Genomic DNA, 17,904 nt, shown 5'->3' with positions numbered 1-17,904 from the left:
GGCAAATCCACGTGATTAGAAATCGACTAACGAGGATTTGCCCTAGATCGACGAGGAGGGGGCGGCGGGGCGGGGGCGGCGGGGCGGGGCGGGGGCGCGGGGCGGTCAGCGGCCGGCCAGCGCCCGGGTGGACTCGATGGCCTCGACGAAGACCTCGGAGCGGTGCTCCCAGTTGCGGAACCGGCCGTAGCTCGGCGCGGCCGGCGAGAGCAGCACCACCCCGCCGGCCGGGGTCAGCTCGCGGGCCAGCCGCACCGCCTCGACCAGGTCCTCGGCGAGTTCGGTACGGACCTCAGGCAGGTCGCGCAGCTGGTCGACGATCCGGGGGCCGCTGTCCGGGATGCCGATGACCGTGATGGCGCGGGTGGACAGGTGCTCGCGGAGCGGGCCGTAGTCCAGCCCCCGGTCGGTACCGCCGACGATCACGGTCAGCGGCCGTCCCTCGTACGCGTCGATCGCGTGCATGGTCGAGTACGGGCTGGTGGCGAGCGTGTCGTCGACGAAGGTCAACCCGGTCGGGTCGGCGATCTCGGCCAGCCGGTGCGGCAGCCCCTGGAACCCGGCGACCGCCTCGGCCAGGGTCTCCCGCCGGGCCACCGTGTCGACGCCGAGCGCGTCGAGGACCGCCAGGGCGACGCAGAGGTTGCTCTCGTTGTGCCGGCCGACCAGCGGCAGCGCCGCGCGCGGGAAGAGCGGTTCGCTCCCCGCGTGCAGGTACGGGCGGCTGTCCGGGCCGGGCGCGACGTGGAAGTTCTCCGGCCCGCCGGCCCGTACCGCCGGCCGGTCGCCGAGCTTGTCGCCGAACCGCTCGTCGACCTGGGCGAGCAGCCGGGCGTCGGTGCCGTTGAGCACCACCGTCTCCGGACCGTGCCCGAGCAGGTTGAGCTTGTCCCGGTAGTACTCCTGCTCGCCCCCGTGCGCGTCGAGGTGCTCCGGGAAGAGGGCGGTCACCACGGCCACCCGGGGCGAGTCGGTCAGGTCGCTGCACTGGTAGCTGGAGAGCTCCAGCACGTACAGCTCGGCGTCGGGCAGGTCGAGCAGCGGTACGCCGATGTTGCCGCCGAAGACGTTGGGGCGCCCGACGGCGGTGAGCAGGTGGCTGATCAGGCTGGAGGTGGTGCTCTTGCCCTTGCTGCCGGTGACCCCGACGGTGCGGGCGGCGTGGTCGGCCATCCAGAGGGCCGTGCCGCTGGTCACGGTCACTCCGCGTCCGCGCAGCTCGACCAGCCACGGGTGGGTCTGCGGCACCCCCGGGGAGCGCACCACCACGTCGGCGGCGGCGAGCCGCCCGAACGCCTCCGGGCCGGTGTGCAGCGGGGCGGCCTGCGCGAGCGGGCCCGACCAGGGCAGCGAGAGGAAGTTGGCGCTGTCGTCGACCGCGACCAGGCTGGCCGGCCCGTGCGCGGCGATGGCGGTCACGGCCGCGCGGCCCTCCCGCCCGGTCCCCCAGACGGCCACCGAACGTCCGCGCAGGTCAGACAGGCGCAAAATGATCTCCTCGTCCTCGGTCACCCGGCCGGTGGGGTCCCGGCGGGCGGTGTGCGTCTCGTGGGAGGCGGGCCGGGGCCCGCGAGCCACGGCCTAGTATGGCGTGTGCCTAACGGACAGCTCGGGCAGATGGCTGCCTTCACCTTCCCGTCCTACTCCCTCGATCTCGCCACCGGCGAGGCGCGGTTCGACTACGCGCTCACGGGACCGGACGGCGAGCTCCGCTTCACCGAGGTGATCACGTTTCCGCTGCCGTCCGTCCCGCCGGGCGAGGCCGGACTGGCCACCCTGCACCGGGTGCTGGAGCTGCTGCACCTGGTGGCCGGGGTGAGCTACTACAAGGCCGCCGCGCCGCCCCGGCTGGTGGCGCCGGCGCCGCTGGGCGAGGCCGCCGCCGCGCTGGTCACGGCCGTCTACACCAAGGGCCTGGCCGAGTACGCGTACCGCAACGACCTGCCGTACGTGCTGGAGCTGGTGCCCGAGGTACCGGGCGGCACGGTGCCGGCGCCGACCCCGGTGAACAACTCCGACCGGCGCCCGCTCTCTGCCGTCGGCGGCGGCAAGGACTCGATCGTCGGCCTGGAGACCCTGCGCCGGGCCGGTTTCGACCCGGTGCCCTTCTCGGTCAACCCCAACCACGTCATCGACTCGGTCAACGAGGCGTCCGGGCTGACCCCGCTGGCGGCCCGGCGCCGGCTCGACCCGGCGCTGTTCGAGCTGAACGCGGCGGGCGCCCGCAACGGGCACATTCCGGTCACCGCGATCAACTCGCTGATCGCGGTGGCGACCGCCGTGCTGCACGGGCTCGGCCCGGTGGTGATGTCCAACGAGCGCTCCGCCTCCGACCCGAACCTGATCTGGAACGGTCACGAGATCAATCACCAGTGGTCCAAGGGGGTCGAGGCGGAGGGGCTGCTCCGGGCCGCGCTCGCCGGGCACGCCGGGCTGGAGGAGCCGTACTTCTCGCTGCTGCGCCCGTTGTCGGAGCTGCACATCGCCCGGCTGTTCAGCCAGTTCGCCCGGTACGACGACGTGGTGACCAGCTGCAACGCCGCGTTCAAGCTGCGGGACGCGAGCGCCCGCTGGTGCGGTAACTGCCCGAAGTGCCGGTTCGTCTTCCTCGCCATGGCGCCGTTCATGCCCCGCGAGCGGGTGGTGCGCATCTTCGGCACCGACCTGCTCGACGACGCCGACCAGGTCCCGGGCTACCTGGAGCTGCTCGGCATCGACGCGCACAAGCCGTTCGAGTGCGTCGGCGAGGTCGAGGAGTCGGTCGTGGCGCTCGGGCTCCTGGCCGAGCAGGAGCAGTGGCGGGACGCGGCGGTGGTGCGCGCGCTGATGGCGGCGGTACCGGCCGAGGCGTGGACGGCGGCGGCCGGCTCGGACGTCTTCACGCCGGGCGGCACCCACTTTGTCCCGGCCGCGTACGCGAAGGCGCTCGCCGAACTGACCGGCTGAGTGCCCGGGCCGGAGCGCCCGCCGGTACCTGGTGGGCATCCGCGCGGCCGGGCGGGAGCGGGGGAACGCGGACGGACCCCCGCCGGTGCGGGGGCCCGTCCGGGCGAGCGGTTCGGGCGGTCGCGGCCCGTCGGCGGCCCGCTCACCGCCCGACCGGGGTGAAGGTGCGACGCTCCTGGTGGCGGACCGCGACGGCCAGCGCGGCGACGATGGCCACCCCGACCAGCGCGTCGGCGAAGGGCAGGGCGAAGCTGAGCAGCGCGTCGAGGTGCAGCTGGGCGGGGGTGGCGGTGACGGCCAGCCCCTCGCGGGCCCGGGCCCACTGCTCGGGCGTACCGGTCAGGTGCAGGGTGAGCCAGGCGGCGGCGAGGTCGGCGGCGTCCCAGAGCGCGTGCAGGGCCACGACCAGGGCGTACGCGCCGGCGACCGGCAACGCCCAGAGTGTGGTACGGCCACGGCGGGCGGCGACGGCGAAGAGCGCGGCACCGGTGACGGCGGTCCACAGCCCGTGCCCGAACGGGGTCAGGATGCCGCGCAGCAGCTCGGTCTCGACCACGCCCAGCAGTGACAGCCCGCCGCCCTGCGCGTTGAACAGCGCCTGGAAGGCGTACCCGGCGCTCTCGAACGCCGCGAAGCCGAAGCCGACGGTCGCGCCGAGCACCAGGCCGTCGCGCATCGTGTAGCGGCCCAGCCGGCGGGCCATCGCCCAGAGGACGAGCAGCTTGACGCCCTCCTCGATCAGCCCGACCCCGAGGAAGCCGACCATCGAGGTGTTGTGCACGAAGGCCGCTTCGAGCACCGAGGCGCCCAGCACGCCCAGCACGCCGCCGTAGAGGAAGGCGCTGAAGATCTTCGACGGGGTGAGCAGCGCGTCGGCGCGGCGGAACGCCCAGGCCACGAACGTGACCGGCACCAGGAACGCGCCGACCAGGATGATCGTCGGTACCAGGTTGACGTTGCCGGTGAAGAACGTGATGACCACGGTGGCCAGCCACAGGGCGCCACCGCCGAGGAGGATCCGCGCCCAGGACGGCAGGTGGTGCTGCCGACGGGCCGCCGCCACCGGGGTGAAGGTCGTCGGGTACTGCGTGAGGATCGCGTGTGTCGCCATTGCGGGCTCCCGGTCTCGCGGGTCCGCTGGATGCGGACCGTCACGGGGAACAGCGTCCCGCTCCGGGCCCGGTCGGCGCTTCGACGCCAGCCGCCATCGTCGTATGCCGGCTAGCCGGTACCGCCCGTACCGGCCTGCCAGGAGATCGGTATCGACGCGGTCAGCGTCGTGCCCTGTCCCGCCTCGCTGACCAGCGTCATCCGCCCGCCGGTGGCGTCGATCCGGTCGGCGAGGCCGACCAGCCCGGTACCGCCGGCGCGGTCGGCGCCGCCCACGCCGTCGTCGGCGACGGTCACCCGCAGCAGCCCGGCCTCGATCCGCGCGGTCACCTCCACGTATGAGGCGTGGGCGTGCTTGGTCGCGTTCGTCAGCGCCTCGGAGACGAAGTAGTAGGCGGCCGACTCGACGTCCGCGGGGAGCCGGTCGGCGAGGTCGATCCGTACCTCCACGGGGAGCGCCGCGCGCCGGGCCAGCGCCCGCAGCGCCGCGCCGAGGCCGCTCTGGGTCAGGGCCGCGGGCTGGATGCCGTGGACGAAGTCGCGCAGCTCGTTCGTCGCCTCGACCAGCCCGGTCGCGACCTCGTCGACCTGTTCGCGCAGCTCGTCGGGGACCTCGGCGCCGAGTCCGCGCACGTCGAGCGCCAGCGCCACCAGCCGCTGTTGCAGGCCGTCGTGCAGGTCCCGTTCGATCGCGCGCCGGGCGCGGTAGTCGGCGGCGACGATGCGGGCCCGGGACGCGGTCAGCTCGTCGCGGGCCGCCGCGAGCGACGCCGCCATCCGGTTGAGCGCCCGCTGCAGGTCGCCGATGTCGCCGACGCCGGTCACGGGCAGGCGGGCGCGGAGGTCGCCGTCGGCGAACTGTCGCGCCACCGCCCCGGCCCGGCGTACGGGCAGCGCCACGGCGCGGGTCAGGTAGATGCCGACCAGCACGACGGAGACCAGCGAGGCGAGCAGACCGGCCACCCCGGCCGCCACCGCCCACCGGGCGTCGGCCGCCACGGCCCGTTCCTGCGCGGCGACGACGTCCTGCTCCTCGGCGAGGAACGCGTCGAGGTGGGCGGCGAACTCGGTGACCCGCGCCGGGTCGGTGGCGGGCAGTCCGGTACGGGCGGGCGCGCCGGCCGCGACCGGGCCGGCGACGCGCCGCGACTCCTGGAGGTACGCCTCGGCCGCCGCGGCCAGCCCGGCGGTCCGGCGCCGCTCGTCGGCGCCGTCGACGCGCAGGGCCGCCAGCGCCTCGGCCCGCTCGTGCACCCGCTGGCCCGCCGCGGACCACGCTCCGGCGCCGCCGAGGTCACCGAGGAGCAGACCCCGCTCACTCGCGGTGAGGTCACCGACCGCGCGGGACAGGCCCTCGGCCGCGACCACCGTCTGGTGCGAGGCGGAGACGCGCTCCTGCGCCCGCCGCGCCCCGTCGATCGCGCCGAGCATCGTGGCGAAGGCGGTGACCGCGACCACGGTCGGTACCCCGGCGCCCAGCAGGACCCTCCCGACGAGACCGACCCGCACCCGCCCGCCTCCCTGCCCCGCATCGACCCAGCTCAAGATCGTCGCAGTATTATATTGGCCGCCTGAGCGGCGACGACACCACGACGGCGGCGACGAAGACACGACAGCGGCGACAACGCGACGACAGCGGCGGCGGGGGCGGGGGCGGCACGAGATGACCATCAGCGCGGTGCTTGCCGACGACGACGTGCTCCTGCGGGAAGGGCTCGCCGGCCTCCTCGAACGGGCCGGCATCCGGGTCGTCGGCCGGGCCGGCGACGCGGACACCGCGGTCGAGCTGGTCGCGCGGACGGCACCCGACGTGGCGGTGCTCGACGTCCGCATGCCGCCCGACCAGACCGCGGGGCTGACGGCGGCCGGGACCATCCGCGCGCGCCACCCCGGTACGGCGGTGCTGGTGCTGTCGGCGCACGTCGCGGTCGAGCACGCCCTCCAGCTGCTCAGCGCCGACGGCGGCGTGGGCTACCTGCTCAAGAACCGGGTCACCGACGTCGACAGCTTCGTCGAGGCCGTCCAGCGGGTCGCCGCGGGCGGCTCGGTCATCGACCCCGACCTCGTCCGGGAGCTGGTCAACGCCCGGCGCCGGGTCGACCCGCTGGCGCCGCTGAGTCCGCGGGAGCGGGAGGTGCTCGCGCTGATGGCCGAGGGCCGGTCGAACGCCGGGATCGCCCAGCGGTTGTGGCTAGCCGAGGGCACGGTCGAGAAGCACGTCCGCAGCATCCTGAACAAGCTGGAGCTGCCCGAGACCGAGGCCGACCACCGGCGGGTCCTCGCCGTGGTGCGCTACCTCCAGTCGATCTGACCCCCGATCACGGCCCCGGCACCTGCCTGGCTGTGACGGGAGGAACCGGGTCCACCGGGACGGCCGTAACCCGACCATGACCTGAACTCGCCGAGCCAGTAACGGTGCGTGACCGGTCGTGACCGGTGGTTCGACGAGCATCCGATATTTCCAGGTCGCCCTGGTGCAGCCGGCCTACTCCGTCACGACCACCTGCGCCACGGTCACGGCCTGCTTCCGGTGGTCACGGGGCCGGCGTCAGGATCGCGCGGATCGCCGCCACCGAAATGTCGGATTTCGGGAGGAATCCCACGGCCGCGCTCTGGGTGACCACGTCGACCACGTCCTCGGCCGCGCGGGTCGAGACGAGCAGGATCTTCCCGCCCAGGCCGCGCCGGGACAGAGCGTCGGCCACGTCCGCCCCGTTCTCCCCGCCGAGGTACACGTCGACCAGCGAGACGTCGACCGGCGTGGCCGTCGCGGCGGCGATCGCGTCGTCGCCGGTGGAGACGGCGGCCACCACCGTCGCGCCCTCGCGCTCCAGCAGTCGACGGGCGGAACGCAGGAACCGTTCGCTGTCGTCGACGATGAGGTATCGGTACGTCACGCCACCACGATGGCCCGCCCGGCGGCGTACGGCATCCCGGCTAGCCGGCAATTCGCCGCCCGCCGCGCCGGTCAGGGGTTCCCGCCGCACCGGTCAGGGGTTGCGGACCGCGTCGAGGGCGAGCAGGGCGACGTGCAGGGAGAGGCAGACGTCGATCGAGTCCAGGTCGGCGCCGAGGATGCGGCCCACCCGGCCGAGCCGGTCGTAGAAGGCCGGCCGGGACAGGTGCGCCACCGCGGCCGCCGCCGACTTGTTGCGCCCCTGTTCGAGGTAGACGCGCAGGGTGCCGAGCAGTTGCTCGCGCGGGTGCTCGGCGTCGTAGGCGAGCAGCGGGCCGAGTTCCCGCTCGACGAAGGTCTGTAGGCGCGGCTCGTCGCGCAGCAGGTGCAGCAGGCCGGCGAGCCCGACGTGCGGCAGCCGGTAGACGGCCAGGTCACCCCGGCGCCCCCGGCGGGCCGCCTCGGCGATCTGCCGCGCCTCCAGCAGCGACCGGCGGGCCTCGGCCAGGGTCGCCACCCCCGACCCGGCGGCCACGATCACCTCACCGGGGGCTCCGGCGGCGTCGTGGGCCGGCTCCGCGTCCAGGCGTACGCGTCGCAGCGCGGCGGCGAAGGCGGCCAGCGCCCCGTCCTCGGCCCCCGGGTCGCGCAGCGCGAGCAGCACCCCCACCGCCTGCTCGTCGAGCGCGCTGGCCAGCCCGCTGAGCCGGGCCTCCCGCAACGCGTCGCCGACCGCCTCGGCCAGGTCCCGCAGCCGCGCCTGGGCTGCCTCGGTGCCGGCCTCGTCGGCGCGGTGGCGCACCACGACGCCGACCAGGTGCCGGCGCTCCAGCGTCACGCCGAGCGCCCGCGCCCGCAGCGCCACCTCGCCGACCGGGCGGGCGTGGTCGAGCAGGGCGGTGAGCAGGGTGCGGTGGATCTGCCGTTCCAGCCCCTCGGCGTCGCGGCGGATTAGCCGGCCCAGGGCCAGCGTCGAGGCGGCGCGCTCCAGCAGGATCGTCAGCCGGGTCGGCGGCGCCCCGGCGACCGAGGAGAACTCGTCGCCGGGCCAGCGCAGCAGCAGCCGGCCCCAGTCCTGTCCGCGGGCGCCCACCGTGGTGACGAGCCAGCCGGCGTCCGGGTCGTACGCGGTCCGGCCGGCGGGCCGGATCCGGCGGGACTGCTGCTCCCAGCCGGCGAGCAGCAGGTCGGCGCGGTCGCCCGCGGCGTCGTACGCGAGCACCTGCCGGGAGAGGTTCTCCAGTACGACGGGGCAGCCGGCCAGCTCGGCGGCCTGGCGCACCACCTCGCCCGGTTCCGCGCCGTCCATGGAGAGTTCGGTGAAGCGCTGGTGGATCTCCTCGGTGGCCCGCAGCTCGGCGAGCTGGGCGTCGACGATCAGCCCGTGCACCGCCTCCGTGATCCGTACGAACGGGGTCGGCCGGCGCAGCTCGACCAGCGGAAGCCCCCGCCGCTCGGCGGCGGCGACCATGACCCGGGGCACGCTCGTGGGGTAGCGCCGGCCAAGTTCGACCACCAGCCCGGAGACGCCCACGTCGGTGAGGTCGCCGATGAAGGCCCGCAACCCGCCGTCGTCGGCGGGCAGGCCGATCCCGGTGCTGAGCACGAGTTCGCCCCCGCCGAGCTGCGGGGCGATGTCGGGCACCTCGGCGACGTGTACCCAGCGTACGGCCCGGTCGAGGCCGTTCTCGCCGGCCACCAGGCGGGGCCCGCCGTGCCGCACCGGGTCGAGGGCGAGCACCTCACGGACCGTAGGGAACACGACCGCCACGCTACCGCCGCCCGCCGGTTGGCATGATGGGGCGGTGCCATCCCTCGTACCCCCGGTCCTGCCGGGCGGCGCCCTCAGCGGGCGGGAACAGCCAACCCTGTACGCCGACGGCGCGCTGACGCTGCGGCCGTTCCGGCCGGCCGACGCGCCCGCGGTGGCGCTCGCCTTCACCGATCCCGCCATCCAGCGCTGGCACACCCACGCGATGGCCTCGGCGGACGAGGCCGTGGCGTGGATCAACCAGTGGCGGGTGCACTGGGCGGCCGAGCGCGCCGCCTCCTGGGCGGTCACGGACGCCGACGACGCGCTGGTGGGCCGGGTCGGGCTGCGCGAGATCAATCTCTTCGACGGGGTGGCCGAGGTCGCCTACTGGGTGCTGCCGGAGGCCCGGGGCCGGGGTGTGGTGGTACGCGCCACCGAGGCGCTCGCCCGCTGGTCGTTCGAGGAGCTGGGGCTGCACCGGTTGACGCTGCGCCACTCGACGCTCAACCAGCCGTCCTGCCGGGCGGCCGAGAAGGCCGGCTTCGCGCTGGAGGGTGTCGAGCGCAGCGCCCTGCTGCACACCGACGGCTGGCACGACATGCACCTGCACGCCCGCCTGACCGACCTCGCCTGACCCACCCCCGGCCCCGACCTCTCCCCGTCGATCATGGAGTTGTGGTCAGCGATTTGCCGCTATTGGTGCGGTTTGCTCCGACCACAACTCCATGATCGACACGAGCGGGCCGGGGCGGGTCAGGCCACCACGCCGACGAAGGACCGGTACTGCCCCGCCGGGTAACTGCGGAGCGTGTCCATGCCGGTCGCCTGGCCCGTGCAGTCGTCGGTGGCGAAGAAGCGGAAGGCGTTGACCGGGGACGTCGGGTAGCCGACGTGCGACTCGGCCTTCGGTGGCACCGGCAGGCACCGCGTCACGTCCCGGTAGTGCCCGACCTGCTCGGTGAACCAGCCGGAGTAGAAGTAGATGCCGACGGGGTTCGGCTCGGGCCAGTCGTCGGCCGAGGCCGGCGCCGCCGCGACGGTGGCGCCGACGGCCGCGACGGTGAGAGCGGCCAGCGTCGCACCGATCCTCGCTGTCAACCTACGCATGGTGGACCTCCACAACCATCAATGGACAGTTGTCTTGATCCTCACGTGATCTAGTTGAACTCACAAGTAGTCCCGGGACGACCGTCGCGGCGGGCCGGCGCCGGCGCCGGCGGGCGTACCGGGTCCGGGCGGGCAGGTACGCCGCGCCACACGGCATCGGTGCTGGTCGCGGCGGGTGCGGCGCACCCCGTACGCAGCATGGCGGCCAACCGTTCAACGGGGACGAATGGCCTTTCTCACCACCGCATCTCCCCTCCCTTCCCGGGTGCTCTCTCCTCCGTCCGCCGACGACTGCTACATCTCGTGCTCCCAGAAGCCGCGCGTGTCGACGTCCGCGGCATCCCCCAGCGCCTCCAGCTCCGCGATCTCCTCGTCGGCGAGTTCGATGCCGCGGGCCCGGATCAGCCCGTCGAGGTAACTCGTCTTGGTGACCCCGATGATCGGGGTGGTTCCCTTGGCGATGGCCCAGGCGGTGGCGATGTCGGCGGCGGACGCGCCCCGGTCCTCGCCGATCGTCGCCATCCTGTCCGTCAGCGCCCGCAGTCGGGGAAGGATGCCGTTGTACACGGCCGCCCGGCTGCTGCCCTCCGGCAACGGACGGGCCGGGCTGTACCTGCCGCTCAGCGCGCCCTGTTCGAGGACCATGTAGGAGAAGAACCGCACGTCGTGCTCGCGGCAGTAGTCGAGAATGCCCGCGCGCTCGGAACTGCGGTACAGGAGACTGTAGTGGTTCTGGACCGCCTCCACGCGGAAGCCGGCCGCGCCGAGGATCTGGTCGGCCAGAGCGATCTGCTTCAGGTTGTGGTTCGAGACGCCGACGTGCTTGACCCTGCCGCTGCGCAGCAGTGGAATCAGCAGCGGTGTCCAACGTGCCACGTCGGCGGGGTTGTGGATCCAGTACAGATCGACATAGTCCGTACCCAGTCGGTCGAGGCTCTGCTCCAGCATGTCCGCGACCGGATCGGCGCCGTTGCCCGCGGCCTGCGGGGTGAACTTCGTCGACAGCTGGTACTCGCCGCGGGCGTAGCCCTTCAGCGCCTGACCGAGGACCGTCTCCGAGTGACCCGTGCCGTACACCACCGCGGTGTCCCACAGCGTGAACCCGGTCGCTTGTGCCTTCTCGACGATCTCTCGCAGGCCGGACGCGGTCAGCCGACTGCCGAAATAGCCGTCGCCCAGCTCGCCGCTGTCTCCCCAGGCCCATGTGCCCAGGGCCACCGCCGGCGCGGTCAGTGTCTTGCTCGTCATGTCCCCTACCTCCGCCACTTCCTCGTCGGGGTCCTGCTGGAACGTTCGATCGCCAGAGGACCGCACTCGCCGCCACCGGAGAAGGCCGCGTCTATCGGGGGTGTAACCTCAGCCCCCCTCGTGCCGTGACCAGCGGCTACCGTGAAGGACATGGACCCGCAGCCCGGAAACCGCGGCGAGATCCGGGACTTCCTCGCCAGCCGACGCGCCAAAATCACCCCGGCACAGGTCGGGCTGCCGACCAGCGCCCGTCGCCGGGTCGCCGGGCTGCGACGCGAGGAGGTCGCCGTCCTCGCCGGCGTGAGCACGGAGTGGTACACGCGGCTGGAGAAGGGGCACATCGGCGGCGTGTCCGAAGGCGTCCTCGACGCGGTCGCCCGCGCCCTGCGACTGGACGACGACGAACGCACCTACCTGTTCGACCTGGCCCGGTCGTCGCGGCCGGAGAGTCGCACGCCGTCGCGTCGCAGGGAGGTCGAGGTACCGACCCGGGTCCAATGGCTGCTCGACTCCATGACCATGTCCTCGGCGTTCGTACGCGACGGCCGCACCGACGTCATCGCCAGCAACCCCCTGGCCCGAGCCCTGTACGCACCGATGTTCGACAGCGCCACCATCGACAAGCGCGGCCGCCCCAACATCGCCCGCTACATCTTCCTCGACCCCGGCGCACACGACTTCTTCGTCGACTGGGACGCCGCCGGCACCGCCACCGCCGCCCTGCTGCGCGCCGAGGTCGGCCGCGAGCCCCGCGACCGGGCACTGCGCGACCTCATCGGCGAGCTGTCCACCCTCAGCCCCGAGTTCCGCAGCCGATGGGCCGCGCACGACGTCCTGATCCGCCACGACGGCGTCAAACGGCTCCAGCACCCCGACGTCGGCCAGCTGGAGCTGACCTTCCAGCACCTCGACCTACCCCTGTCCGGTCGAGCCGTGCACAACCTGGTCATCTACACCGCCAAACCCGGCACCGCCTCCGAAGAGCGGCTCAAACTTCTTGCCAGCTGGGCGGCTACGCCGTCTCGGGCGGCGGAGCCCACCCGCCACTCCCCTCAGCCCGGTCCGCTCTGATCCGTGCACCGACCCCGACTTCACCGCGAAGACGCACGGCCACAACGTCGACGTGACGAGGAATTATTTGCTGTGGCGCCCTCTGTTGGCTCTGCTGTTGTCGGTCGAACTGATCAACCGTGCTGTGCGGCGGCACCGCTTGCCAGCTGCCACATCTCATCGTTCCCGCATTCTGCGGTGATCTCGGCCGTCTCGTGAGCCGCGGCGAGGAAGTCGTCGATCACCAGCGAGGTGCGCGATGCCGCCACCGCGAGGCACACCTGATCGGGCGCCAGATCCGTGACGGGTACATAGCTGACACCGAAATCGTTACTTGCCCCTGTACGGCGTGAGCTACCGCTCCGGCCGCGCCGAGCCCGACATCGTCCTCCGGGCGACAAGGCGTGATCGGGCCGTCATTGGCCTCCCACCGGAACGGGCGCGGACCCGGTGGTTCCGCGGTCACCGCTGGGCCGCCGAGGAGATGGCGCGGGGATGGCGTTGTCGATGAGGACGGCGGCGATGGCGGCGGCGGTGGGGAAGGCGTCGGCGTTGAGAACCCGGGTCCGGGCCGCGGCGCCGTCGAGGAGCAGCGCGAGCTGCTCGCCGAGCTGTTCAGGGTCGGCGGCGCCGGCTTCCCGGGCGGTGTCGGCGAGCCGCGCGGCGACGGCTTTCTTGTAGTCGCGCGCGTACCGGGATGCGGGGTGCTCGGGGTCGTGGAGTTCGACGGCGGCGCCGATGTAGGGGCACAGGGGGGTGGTGGGAGGGACGTCGAAGGCGGCGAGGAGCCGTTCGCGGGGCGTGAGGTCGGTGCGGTCGAACACGCCGGACAGCACGGAGGGGTCGAACCGGCGCAGGTACTCGGCGACGAGTTCGTCCTTGCCGGTGAAGTGCTGGTAGGCCGTGCGCTTGGACACCTGGGCCGCCGCGCAGAGCTGGTCCATGCCGGTGCGGTTGATGCCCTGCTCGCGGAACAGCTGCTGGGACGCGCTGAGGATGCGCTCGCGGGCACCCCGGCCACGGCGGCGCCCCTGGGGGCCCTTCTCCAGCTCCGTCATGGGTCCATCGTACCCCAGCTGGGTAACGACCGGTGTACATAGTTTGCGTCCCGGCCGCCCACCCCGTACCGTAAGCACACAGGGCGGTGTACATAACGTCGTCGCCCCAGGTGCGCACGGCACCACCGACCCAAGGGAGCGATCATGGGGAAGCTTGACGGCAAGGTAGCGGTCATCACTGGCGGCACCACCGGCATGGCGCTGGCCGGCGCGAAGCTGTTCGTCGACGAGGGAGCGCACGTCTTCATCACCGGCCGCCGCCAGGACGCCCTGGACGAGGCCGTGAAGCAGATCGGCCGCAACGTCACCGGGGTCCAGGGCGACGCCGCCAACCTGGACGACCTGGACCGTCTGTACGACACCGTCAAGCGGGAGAAGGGCAGCCTCGACGTACTGTGGGCCAGCGCCGGCGGCGGCGAGCCCGCCCCGCTCGGTGAGATCACCGAGGCCCAGTTCGACACCTGGTTCGGGCTCAACGCCCGGGGCACCCTATTCACCGTCCAGAAGGCCCTTCCGCTCTTCAACGACGGCGGCTCCATCCTCATGACCGGCTCCAACGCCTCCCTCGGCGCCTTCCCCGGCTGGAGCCTCTACGCCGGCAGCAAGGCCGTCCAGCAGGCCTGGGCCCGCGTCTGGCTCAACGAACTGCGCGACCGCAAGATCCGGGTCAACGTCCTGACCCCCGGCCAGGTCGCCACCGCCAAGCAGGAAGAACTCTTCGACGAGGCCACCAAGCGCCAGTTCGAGTCCCTCATCCCCCGCGGAAAGATGGGCCGCCCCGAAGAAATCGCCACCGTCGCCCTGTTCCTCGCCTCCGACGACTCCAGCTACGTCAACGGCCTGGAACTCGTCGCCGACGGCGGCACCACCGCCATCTGAACCACAGAGCAGGAATGCCCGGGCACAGCCCACGACAACCCAAGGAAGAGAGCACACCTCATGAGCAGCATCACCCTCATCGGTACGGGCAACATGGCCCGTACCATCGGCACGCTCGCGGTGGCGGGCGGCAGCACCGTCGAGGTCATGGGACGCGATCAGTCCAAGGCCGACGACCGGGCGAAGGCGCTGGGCGGCGGCGCGACGACGGGCAGGTGGGGCGCCGTCCCGGCCGGGGACATCGTCATCACGGCCCTGTTGTACGACGGTGTCGTTCCGGTCGTCGCCGAGTACGGAGACGCCCTCGCGGGCAAGGTCATCGTCGACATCAGCAACCCCTTCAACGCCACGTTCGACGGACTGGCCCACAGCGAGGAGACCTCGATCGCGCAGGAAGTCGCCAAGGTGGCCCCGGCCAGCGCCAGCGTGGTGAAGGCATTCAACACCATCTTCCGTAATGTGCTGGAGAAGGGCCGGCCCAACGTCTTCATCGCGGGCGACAGTGCGCAGGCCAAGGCGGCCGTGGCGGCATTCGTCGAGAGCCTCGGGCTGCGCCCGCTGAACGTCGGCGGCCTGAAAATGGCGCACTGGCTGGAAGGAATGGGCGTGGTCACGGTGGGCCTTGCCGGCAACGGGGTCGGCCACTGGGACTTCGCCCTCGGCGTCAACGAATTCACCGGCTGAGCCCCGAGGGCCGAGCAGTCGGCGAACGCGTTAGTAGCGGGCCCCGACGACCTGAGCGGCCAACTCGTCCAGCGCCGCGATCTCCTCGGCCGTGAGTCGCACCGCCAGGGCGGCGGCATTCTGCTCGACCCAGGCGACCCGCTTGGTGCCCGGGATCGGCACTACCGGGATGCCCAGCCTCCCGCTCTGGGCGGCGACCCAGGCGATAGCGACCTGGCCAGCGGTGGCGCCCCTGCTCTCCGCGACCCGCCTGACCCCGTCGGCGACGGCCTGGTTGCCTGCCGCCGCCTCGTCGCTGAAGCGGGGCAGGCGGCGGCGCCCGTCGTCCGGGGCCAGTCGGGCGGGGTCGACGGTGCCGGTGAGGAAGCCCCGCCCCAGTGGGGAGTACGCGACGAGGCCGACCCCCAGTTCGCGGGCCGCCTCGGCCACCACCGTCTCCGGGTCCCGCGTCCAGAGGGAGTACTCGCTCTGCACCGCCGCGATCGGGTGGATCGCGTGTGCGGCGCGCAACTGGTCCCCGGTGACCTCGGAGAGGCCGATGTGACGCACCTTGCCCTCTTGGACGAGTTCGGCGAGGGCACCGATCGAGTCCTCGAAGGGCACCGCCGGGTCCACCCGGTGCAGGTAGAAGAGGTCGATGTGATCGGTACCCAGCCGCAGCAGCGACGCATCCGCGGCGGTCTTGATGGCGTCGGGTTCGTTCCTGACGACGACCTTGCCACGCCCGGTGGTGAAGTCCAGGCCGAACTTGGTGGCCAGCTGCACCTCGTCCCGTCGGCCCGCGATCGCACGCCCGACCAGCACCTCGTTGTGCCCGATGCCGTACGCGGCGGCCGTGTCGATCAGGGTGACGCCGAGGTCGAGTGCCCTCCGGATGGTCGCGACCGACTCGTCCCAGTCGGCCGCGCCGTACACCGAGCTCATTCCCATGCAGCCGAGCCCCTCCGCGGAGACCGTGAGACCGCCGAGCCGCACCCGTTCCACGCTGCCCGCTCCCTTCTGCCGATGTGCGAACCAGAGCCCGAGGGCCCGAGGCGTCAAGGTTGGCTCCTCCGGATCTCCCGCGACAGGTCCCCGTTCTCCTGGGACCGTCGGGGACAGTCTCCGAGGAGGTCGGCCGGGCGCGTGCCGGTGCCATGGGGGCGAGCGCCGCCGACACCGACACCACACCGACGACGTACCCGGCCGGCGGCGCCGTCACGCCGAGCCGGGCCGGACCGGCGGGTCGCCCCTACTGGCCGGTTGCGGCCACCGGGTGGAGATCGACGCCCGCCCCGGAGTCGAATCGGAGGTATCCCGGAGTGGGAGCGGCGTGAGCCGGGAAGAGCGCCTGAGGGGTACGAAGAGATGGACGACGGGGTCGGGATCGCGCTCGCGGTCGTGCTGCTCGTGGTGGTGCCGGTCGGCGCGGGCGTCTGGGCGTACCGGCGGGCCCGCGCGCGGGAGCAGGCCGAGTTCGCCGCCCGGGAGGCGGCCCGGCCAACGCGTACCCCGCGCACCGGCGGCCCCGCCACCACGGTCGCGGACCTGGGCGAACCGGTCGAGCGTCACGAGGTCGACCGGTCCCGCCGGGGTCGTACGGCGTCGGGGAGCGCCGCGGTCGGGCTGGTCTGCCTGCTGTTGTTCCTCGGGTTGGCGGTACCGACCCTGATCGCGGGTGCGCCCGTCGGGATGTTCGGGGTGGTGCTCGGACTGTTGCTCGGCTTCGCGCTGACCTGCCTCTGGTCCGGCATCGAGCAGGGGCTGCGCTACTTCACCCACGGCGCGGAGACGTTCGCCCTGCACGAACGCGGTCTGCTGCATTCCCACGCGCGCGGGACGCGGGCGTTCACCTGGTCGGAGGTCAGCAAGATCAACCAGTTCCACCGGGAGAGCTGGCTGCTGCACGCGCTCGGCCGCGACGTGATCTGCCGAATCCGGCTCGACGACGGCTCGCGGGTCACCTTCAACGGTTTCACCCGTGACGCCGACCGGTTGGCCCACGCCGTCGACCAGGCCGTCTACCACGGCAACGCACCCCGCCCGGCCCGGCCCGGCGGAGTGCCACCCGAGCGGCCCTGACGGCGAGGCGCCCTTCCGCGCCCGAGCCCGTCGCGGTGTCCCCGCCGCCCGGCCGGCGCCGCCCCCAGCCCGCGCCGGTTCCGGTCGACCCGCCCGGCCGAACTCCGGCCTATGCCAGCAACGGCAGCACGAGCAGCAGGAACACCGCCGTGGCGATCATGGCGGCCGGTGCCGTGCGGGTCACCGGGCGCGGGGGTCGGGGCGTCCGGTTCGAGCGAGCGCTCGGGCGGGACTCAGCCCTCGTCGGCGACACCGGCCCGTTCCTCCAGGCGTTCGATCCGGCGCAGGAGCGGCTGGAGTTCCTGGCGTACGGCGTTCGCCAACGCCGCCGCGACGGCCGGCCCGCCGACGCCCGCCGCCCCCGCGCCCGGCCCACCGACGCCCGGGACGCCCACTGCCGGTGCGCCACCGCCCGGGGCACCCGCCGCCGCGGTGCCGGCCGCCGCCGTCTGCGCCCGCAGATGGACGTACCCGGCCAGCGCCGCCGCCACGCCGCGCCGGGCCAGCCGCAGCTCGACCCCGAGCGCGCGCAGGACCTGACCGGCGACGCCGTCCGGCTCCGCGACCAGCCCGAGCAGCAGGTGCTCGCAGCCGACGTAGTTGTGCCCGAACGCGGTGGCCTCGGTGACGGCGAGTTCGAGCGCGTTGGCCGCCGCCCCGCTGAAATGCTGCGAGTCGCCGTCGCCCGGGGCGCCGGGCTCGGCCAGGGACCGCCGGGCGAGGTCCCGGCCGACCCGCTCGGGCTCGATCTCCAGTGCGGCCAGCACGCGCAGGGCGAGGTTGTTCCCCTCGGCCAGCATGCCGGCGAGGAGGTGGCCGCTGCCGACGGCGGCCGACCCGTCGGCGCGTGCCTGCTCGATACCGAGCCGGAGCGCGGTACGGGCCCGGGCGGTGAAGCTGGGCAACCGGGCGGCCAGGTCCTCGTCGTCGGCGGTACCCAGCACGGTCTCGCGGATCGCGGTCACCCGGCGTACCGCCTGCTCCAGGGCGCGCTGGCAGACGGCGGAGACGGGCACACCCGCCTCCCGGACCGCCTCGGCCAGCTCGTCCGGGAGATAGACGTTGATCTTAGGCACCACGGAACCTCCTACGCGTCGCGGATCGATAACCCC

Annotated in this window: 18 protein-coding genes; 7 read left to right on the top strand and 11 right to left on the bottom strand. The window is 73.2% G+C overall.

Going from position 1 to position 17,904, the window contains the following annotated elements; genetic code table 11:
* Positions 1-105: 105 nt before the first annotated feature.
* On the bottom strand, positions 106-1,488 hold the full coding sequence (gene murD / locus AB0J86_RS14705) for a UDP-N-acetylmuramoyl-L-alanine--D-glutamate ligase (RefSeq protein WP_363857148.1): 1,383 nt from the start codon (positions 1,486-1,488) through the stop codon (positions 106-108).
* A gap of 105 nt (positions 1,489-1,593) precedes the next feature.
* Here murD and AB0J86_RS14700 point away from each other — a divergent pair, with 105 nt between their 5' ends.
* Positions 1,594-2,946, top strand: coding sequence for a hypothetical protein (locus AB0J86_RS14700; protein ID WP_363857130.1), 1,353 nt, complete (start codon positions 1,594-1,596; stop codon positions 2,944-2,946).
* Positions 2,947-3,088: 142 nt separating this feature from the next.
* Here the strand turns inward: AB0J86_RS14700 and AB0J86_RS14695 are convergent, their stop codons facing one another.
* Both AB0J86_RS14695 and AB0J86_RS14690 read right to left on the bottom strand, forming a co-directional pair.
* The gene (locus AB0J86_RS14695; RefSeq protein WP_363857128.1) at positions 3,089-4,057 is read right to left on the bottom strand and encodes a PrsW family glutamic-type intramembrane protease; all 969 of its coding nucleotides are present in this window, start codon (positions 4,055-4,057) and stop codon (positions 3,089-3,091) included.
* A gap of 110 nt (positions 4,058-4,167) precedes the next feature.
* Complete coding sequence (locus AB0J86_RS14690; RefSeq protein ID WP_363857126.1) at positions 4,168-5,601, bottom strand: histidine kinase; 1,434 nt, start codon at positions 5,599-5,601, stop codon at positions 4,168-4,170.
* 124 nt (positions 5,602-5,725) lie between these two features.
* On the opposite strand from AB0J86_RS14690, the gene AB0J86_RS14685 reads away from it, so the two are divergent.
* Positions 5,726-6,367 (top strand): response regulator transcription factor, encoded by a 642-nt coding sequence (locus tag AB0J86_RS14685; protein WP_363857146.1) that lies wholly within the window; start codon positions 5,726-5,728, stop codon positions 6,365-6,367.
* Positions 6,368-6,590: 223 nt separating this feature from the next.
* Here AB0J86_RS14685 and AB0J86_RS14680 read toward each other — a convergent pair whose 3' ends face one another.
* Positions 6,591-6,953: a response regulator gene (locus AB0J86_RS14680; protein WP_363857125.1), complete on the bottom strand. Its 363-nt coding sequence runs from the start codon at positions 6,951-6,953 to the stop codon at positions 6,591-6,593.
* Positions 6,954-7,046: 93 nt separating this feature from the next.
* Positions 7,047-8,714, bottom strand: a complete 1,668-nt coding sequence (locus AB0J86_RS14675) for a PucR family transcriptional regulator (protein WP_363857123.1) — start codon at positions 8,712-8,714, stop codon at positions 7,047-7,049.
* A 43-nt stretch (positions 8,715-8,757) separates the two neighbouring features.
* Between AB0J86_RS14675 and AB0J86_RS14670 the strand changes: the two genes are divergently transcribed.
* Positions 8,758-9,339, top strand: coding sequence for a GNAT family N-acetyltransferase (locus AB0J86_RS14670; protein ID WP_363857122.1), 582 nt, complete (start codon positions 8,758-8,760; stop codon positions 9,337-9,339).
* Between the two features lie 119 nt (positions 9,340-9,458).
* Here the strand turns inward: AB0J86_RS14670 and AB0J86_RS14665 are convergent, their stop codons facing one another.
* The gene (locus AB0J86_RS14665) at positions 9,459-9,803 is read right to left on the bottom strand and encodes a hypothetical protein (protein WP_363857120.1); all 345 of its coding nucleotides are present in this window, start codon (positions 9,801-9,803) and stop codon (positions 9,459-9,461) included.
* Between the two features lie 303 nt (positions 9,804-10,106).
* On the bottom strand, positions 10,107-11,060 hold the full coding sequence (locus tag AB0J86_RS14660) for an aldo/keto reductase (RefSeq protein WP_363857119.1): 954 nt from the start codon (positions 11,058-11,060) through the stop codon (positions 10,107-10,109).
* Between the two features lie 150 nt (positions 11,061-11,210).
* On the opposite strand from AB0J86_RS14660, the gene AB0J86_RS14655 reads away from it, so the two are divergent.
* Positions 11,211-12,131 (top strand): helix-turn-helix transcriptional regulator, encoded by a 921-nt coding sequence (locus AB0J86_RS14655; protein ID WP_363857117.1) that lies wholly within the window; start codon positions 11,211-11,213, stop codon positions 12,129-12,131.
* 113 nt (positions 12,132-12,244) lie between these two features.
* On the opposite strand, the gene AB0J86_RS14650 is transcribed toward AB0J86_RS14655, so the two are convergent.
* Both AB0J86_RS14650 and AB0J86_RS14645 read right to left on the bottom strand, forming a co-directional pair.
* Entirely contained in the window at positions 12,245-12,379 is a 135-nt protein-coding gene (locus tag AB0J86_RS14650) for a hypothetical protein (protein WP_363857115.1), read from the bottom strand.
* 147 nt (positions 12,380-12,526) lie between these two features.
* The gene (locus AB0J86_RS14645) at positions 12,527-13,168 is read right to left on the bottom strand and encodes a TetR/AcrR family transcriptional regulator (RefSeq protein WP_363857113.1); all 642 of its coding nucleotides are present in this window, start codon (positions 13,166-13,168) and stop codon (positions 12,527-12,529) included.
* A gap of 144 nt (positions 13,169-13,312) precedes the next feature.
* Here AB0J86_RS14645 and AB0J86_RS14640 point away from each other — a divergent pair, with 144 nt between their 5' ends.
* Together AB0J86_RS14640 and AB0J86_RS14635 are read left to right on the top strand one after the other, a co-directional pair.
* A complete protein-coding gene (locus tag AB0J86_RS14640) occupies positions 13,313-14,047 on the top strand; it encodes an SDR family oxidoreductase (RefSeq protein WP_363857111.1) in 735 nt (244 codons plus the stop codon).
* A gap of 60 nt (positions 14,048-14,107) precedes the next feature.
* A complete protein-coding gene (locus AB0J86_RS14635) occupies positions 14,108-14,731 on the top strand; it encodes an NAD(P)-binding domain-containing protein (protein WP_363857110.1) in 624 nt (207 codons plus the stop codon).
* A 30-nt stretch (positions 14,732-14,761) separates the two neighbouring features.
* Here AB0J86_RS14635 and AB0J86_RS14630 read toward each other — a convergent pair whose 3' ends face one another.
* Positions 14,762-15,772: an aldo/keto reductase gene (locus AB0J86_RS14630; RefSeq protein WP_363857109.1), complete on the bottom strand. Its 1,011-nt coding sequence runs from the start codon at positions 15,770-15,772 to the stop codon at positions 14,762-14,764.
* A 306-nt stretch (positions 15,773-16,078) separates the two neighbouring features.
* On the opposite strand from AB0J86_RS14630, the gene AB0J86_RS14625 reads away from it, so the two are divergent.
* Positions 16,079-16,792 carry a hypothetical protein gene (locus tag AB0J86_RS14625; protein ID WP_363857107.1) on the top strand — a complete coding sequence of 238 codons (714 nt, stop codon included), beginning with the start codon at positions 16,079-16,081 and terminating at the stop codon, positions 16,790-16,792.
* A 233-nt stretch (positions 16,793-17,025) separates the two neighbouring features.
* Here AB0J86_RS14625 and AB0J86_RS14620 read toward each other — a convergent pair whose 3' ends face one another.
* The gene (locus tag AB0J86_RS14620) at positions 17,026-17,868 is read right to left on the bottom strand and encodes a Clp protease N-terminal domain-containing protein (protein ID WP_363857105.1); all 843 of its coding nucleotides are present in this window, start codon (positions 17,866-17,868) and stop codon (positions 17,026-17,028) included.
* Positions 17,869-17,904: the final 36 nt, after the last annotated feature.

Source organism: Micromonospora sp. NPDC049559 (assembly GCF_040676675.1).
Classification (GTDB): Bacteria; Actinomycetota; Actinomycetes; order Mycobacteriales; family Micromonosporaceae; genus JBFAPK01.
The sequence above is the reverse complement of the archived record's forward strand: the minus strand, read 5'-3'. Positions and strand labels throughout refer to the sequence as shown.

Coding starts and splice junctions, on each gene's coding strand:
- AB0J86_RS14695 (WP_363857128.1), bottom strand. CDS start 4,057: ATGGCGACACACGCGATCCTCACGCAGTACCCGACGACCTTCACCCCG.
- AB0J86_RS14660 (WP_363857119.1), bottom strand. CDS start 11,060: ATGACGAGCAAGACACTGACCGCGCCGGCGGTGGCCCTGGGCACATGG.
- AB0J86_RS14655 (WP_363857117.1), top strand. CDS start 11,211: ATGGACCCGCAGCCCGGAAACCGCGGCGAGATCCGGGACTTCCTCGCC.
- AB0J86_RS14645 (WP_363857113.1), bottom strand. CDS start 13,168: ATGACGGAGCTGGAGAAGGGCCCCCAGGGGCGCCGCCGTGGCCGGGGT.
- AB0J86_RS14640 (WP_363857111.1), top strand. CDS start 13,313: ATGGGGAAGCTTGACGGCAAGGTAGCGGTCATCACTGGCGGCACCACC.
- AB0J86_RS14635 (WP_363857110.1), top strand. CDS start 14,108: ATGAGCAGCATCACCCTCATCGGTACGGGCAACATGGCCCGTACCATC.
- AB0J86_RS14625 (WP_363857107.1), top strand. CDS start 16,079: ATGGACGACGGGGTCGGGATCGCGCTCGCGGTCGTGCTGCTCGTGGTG.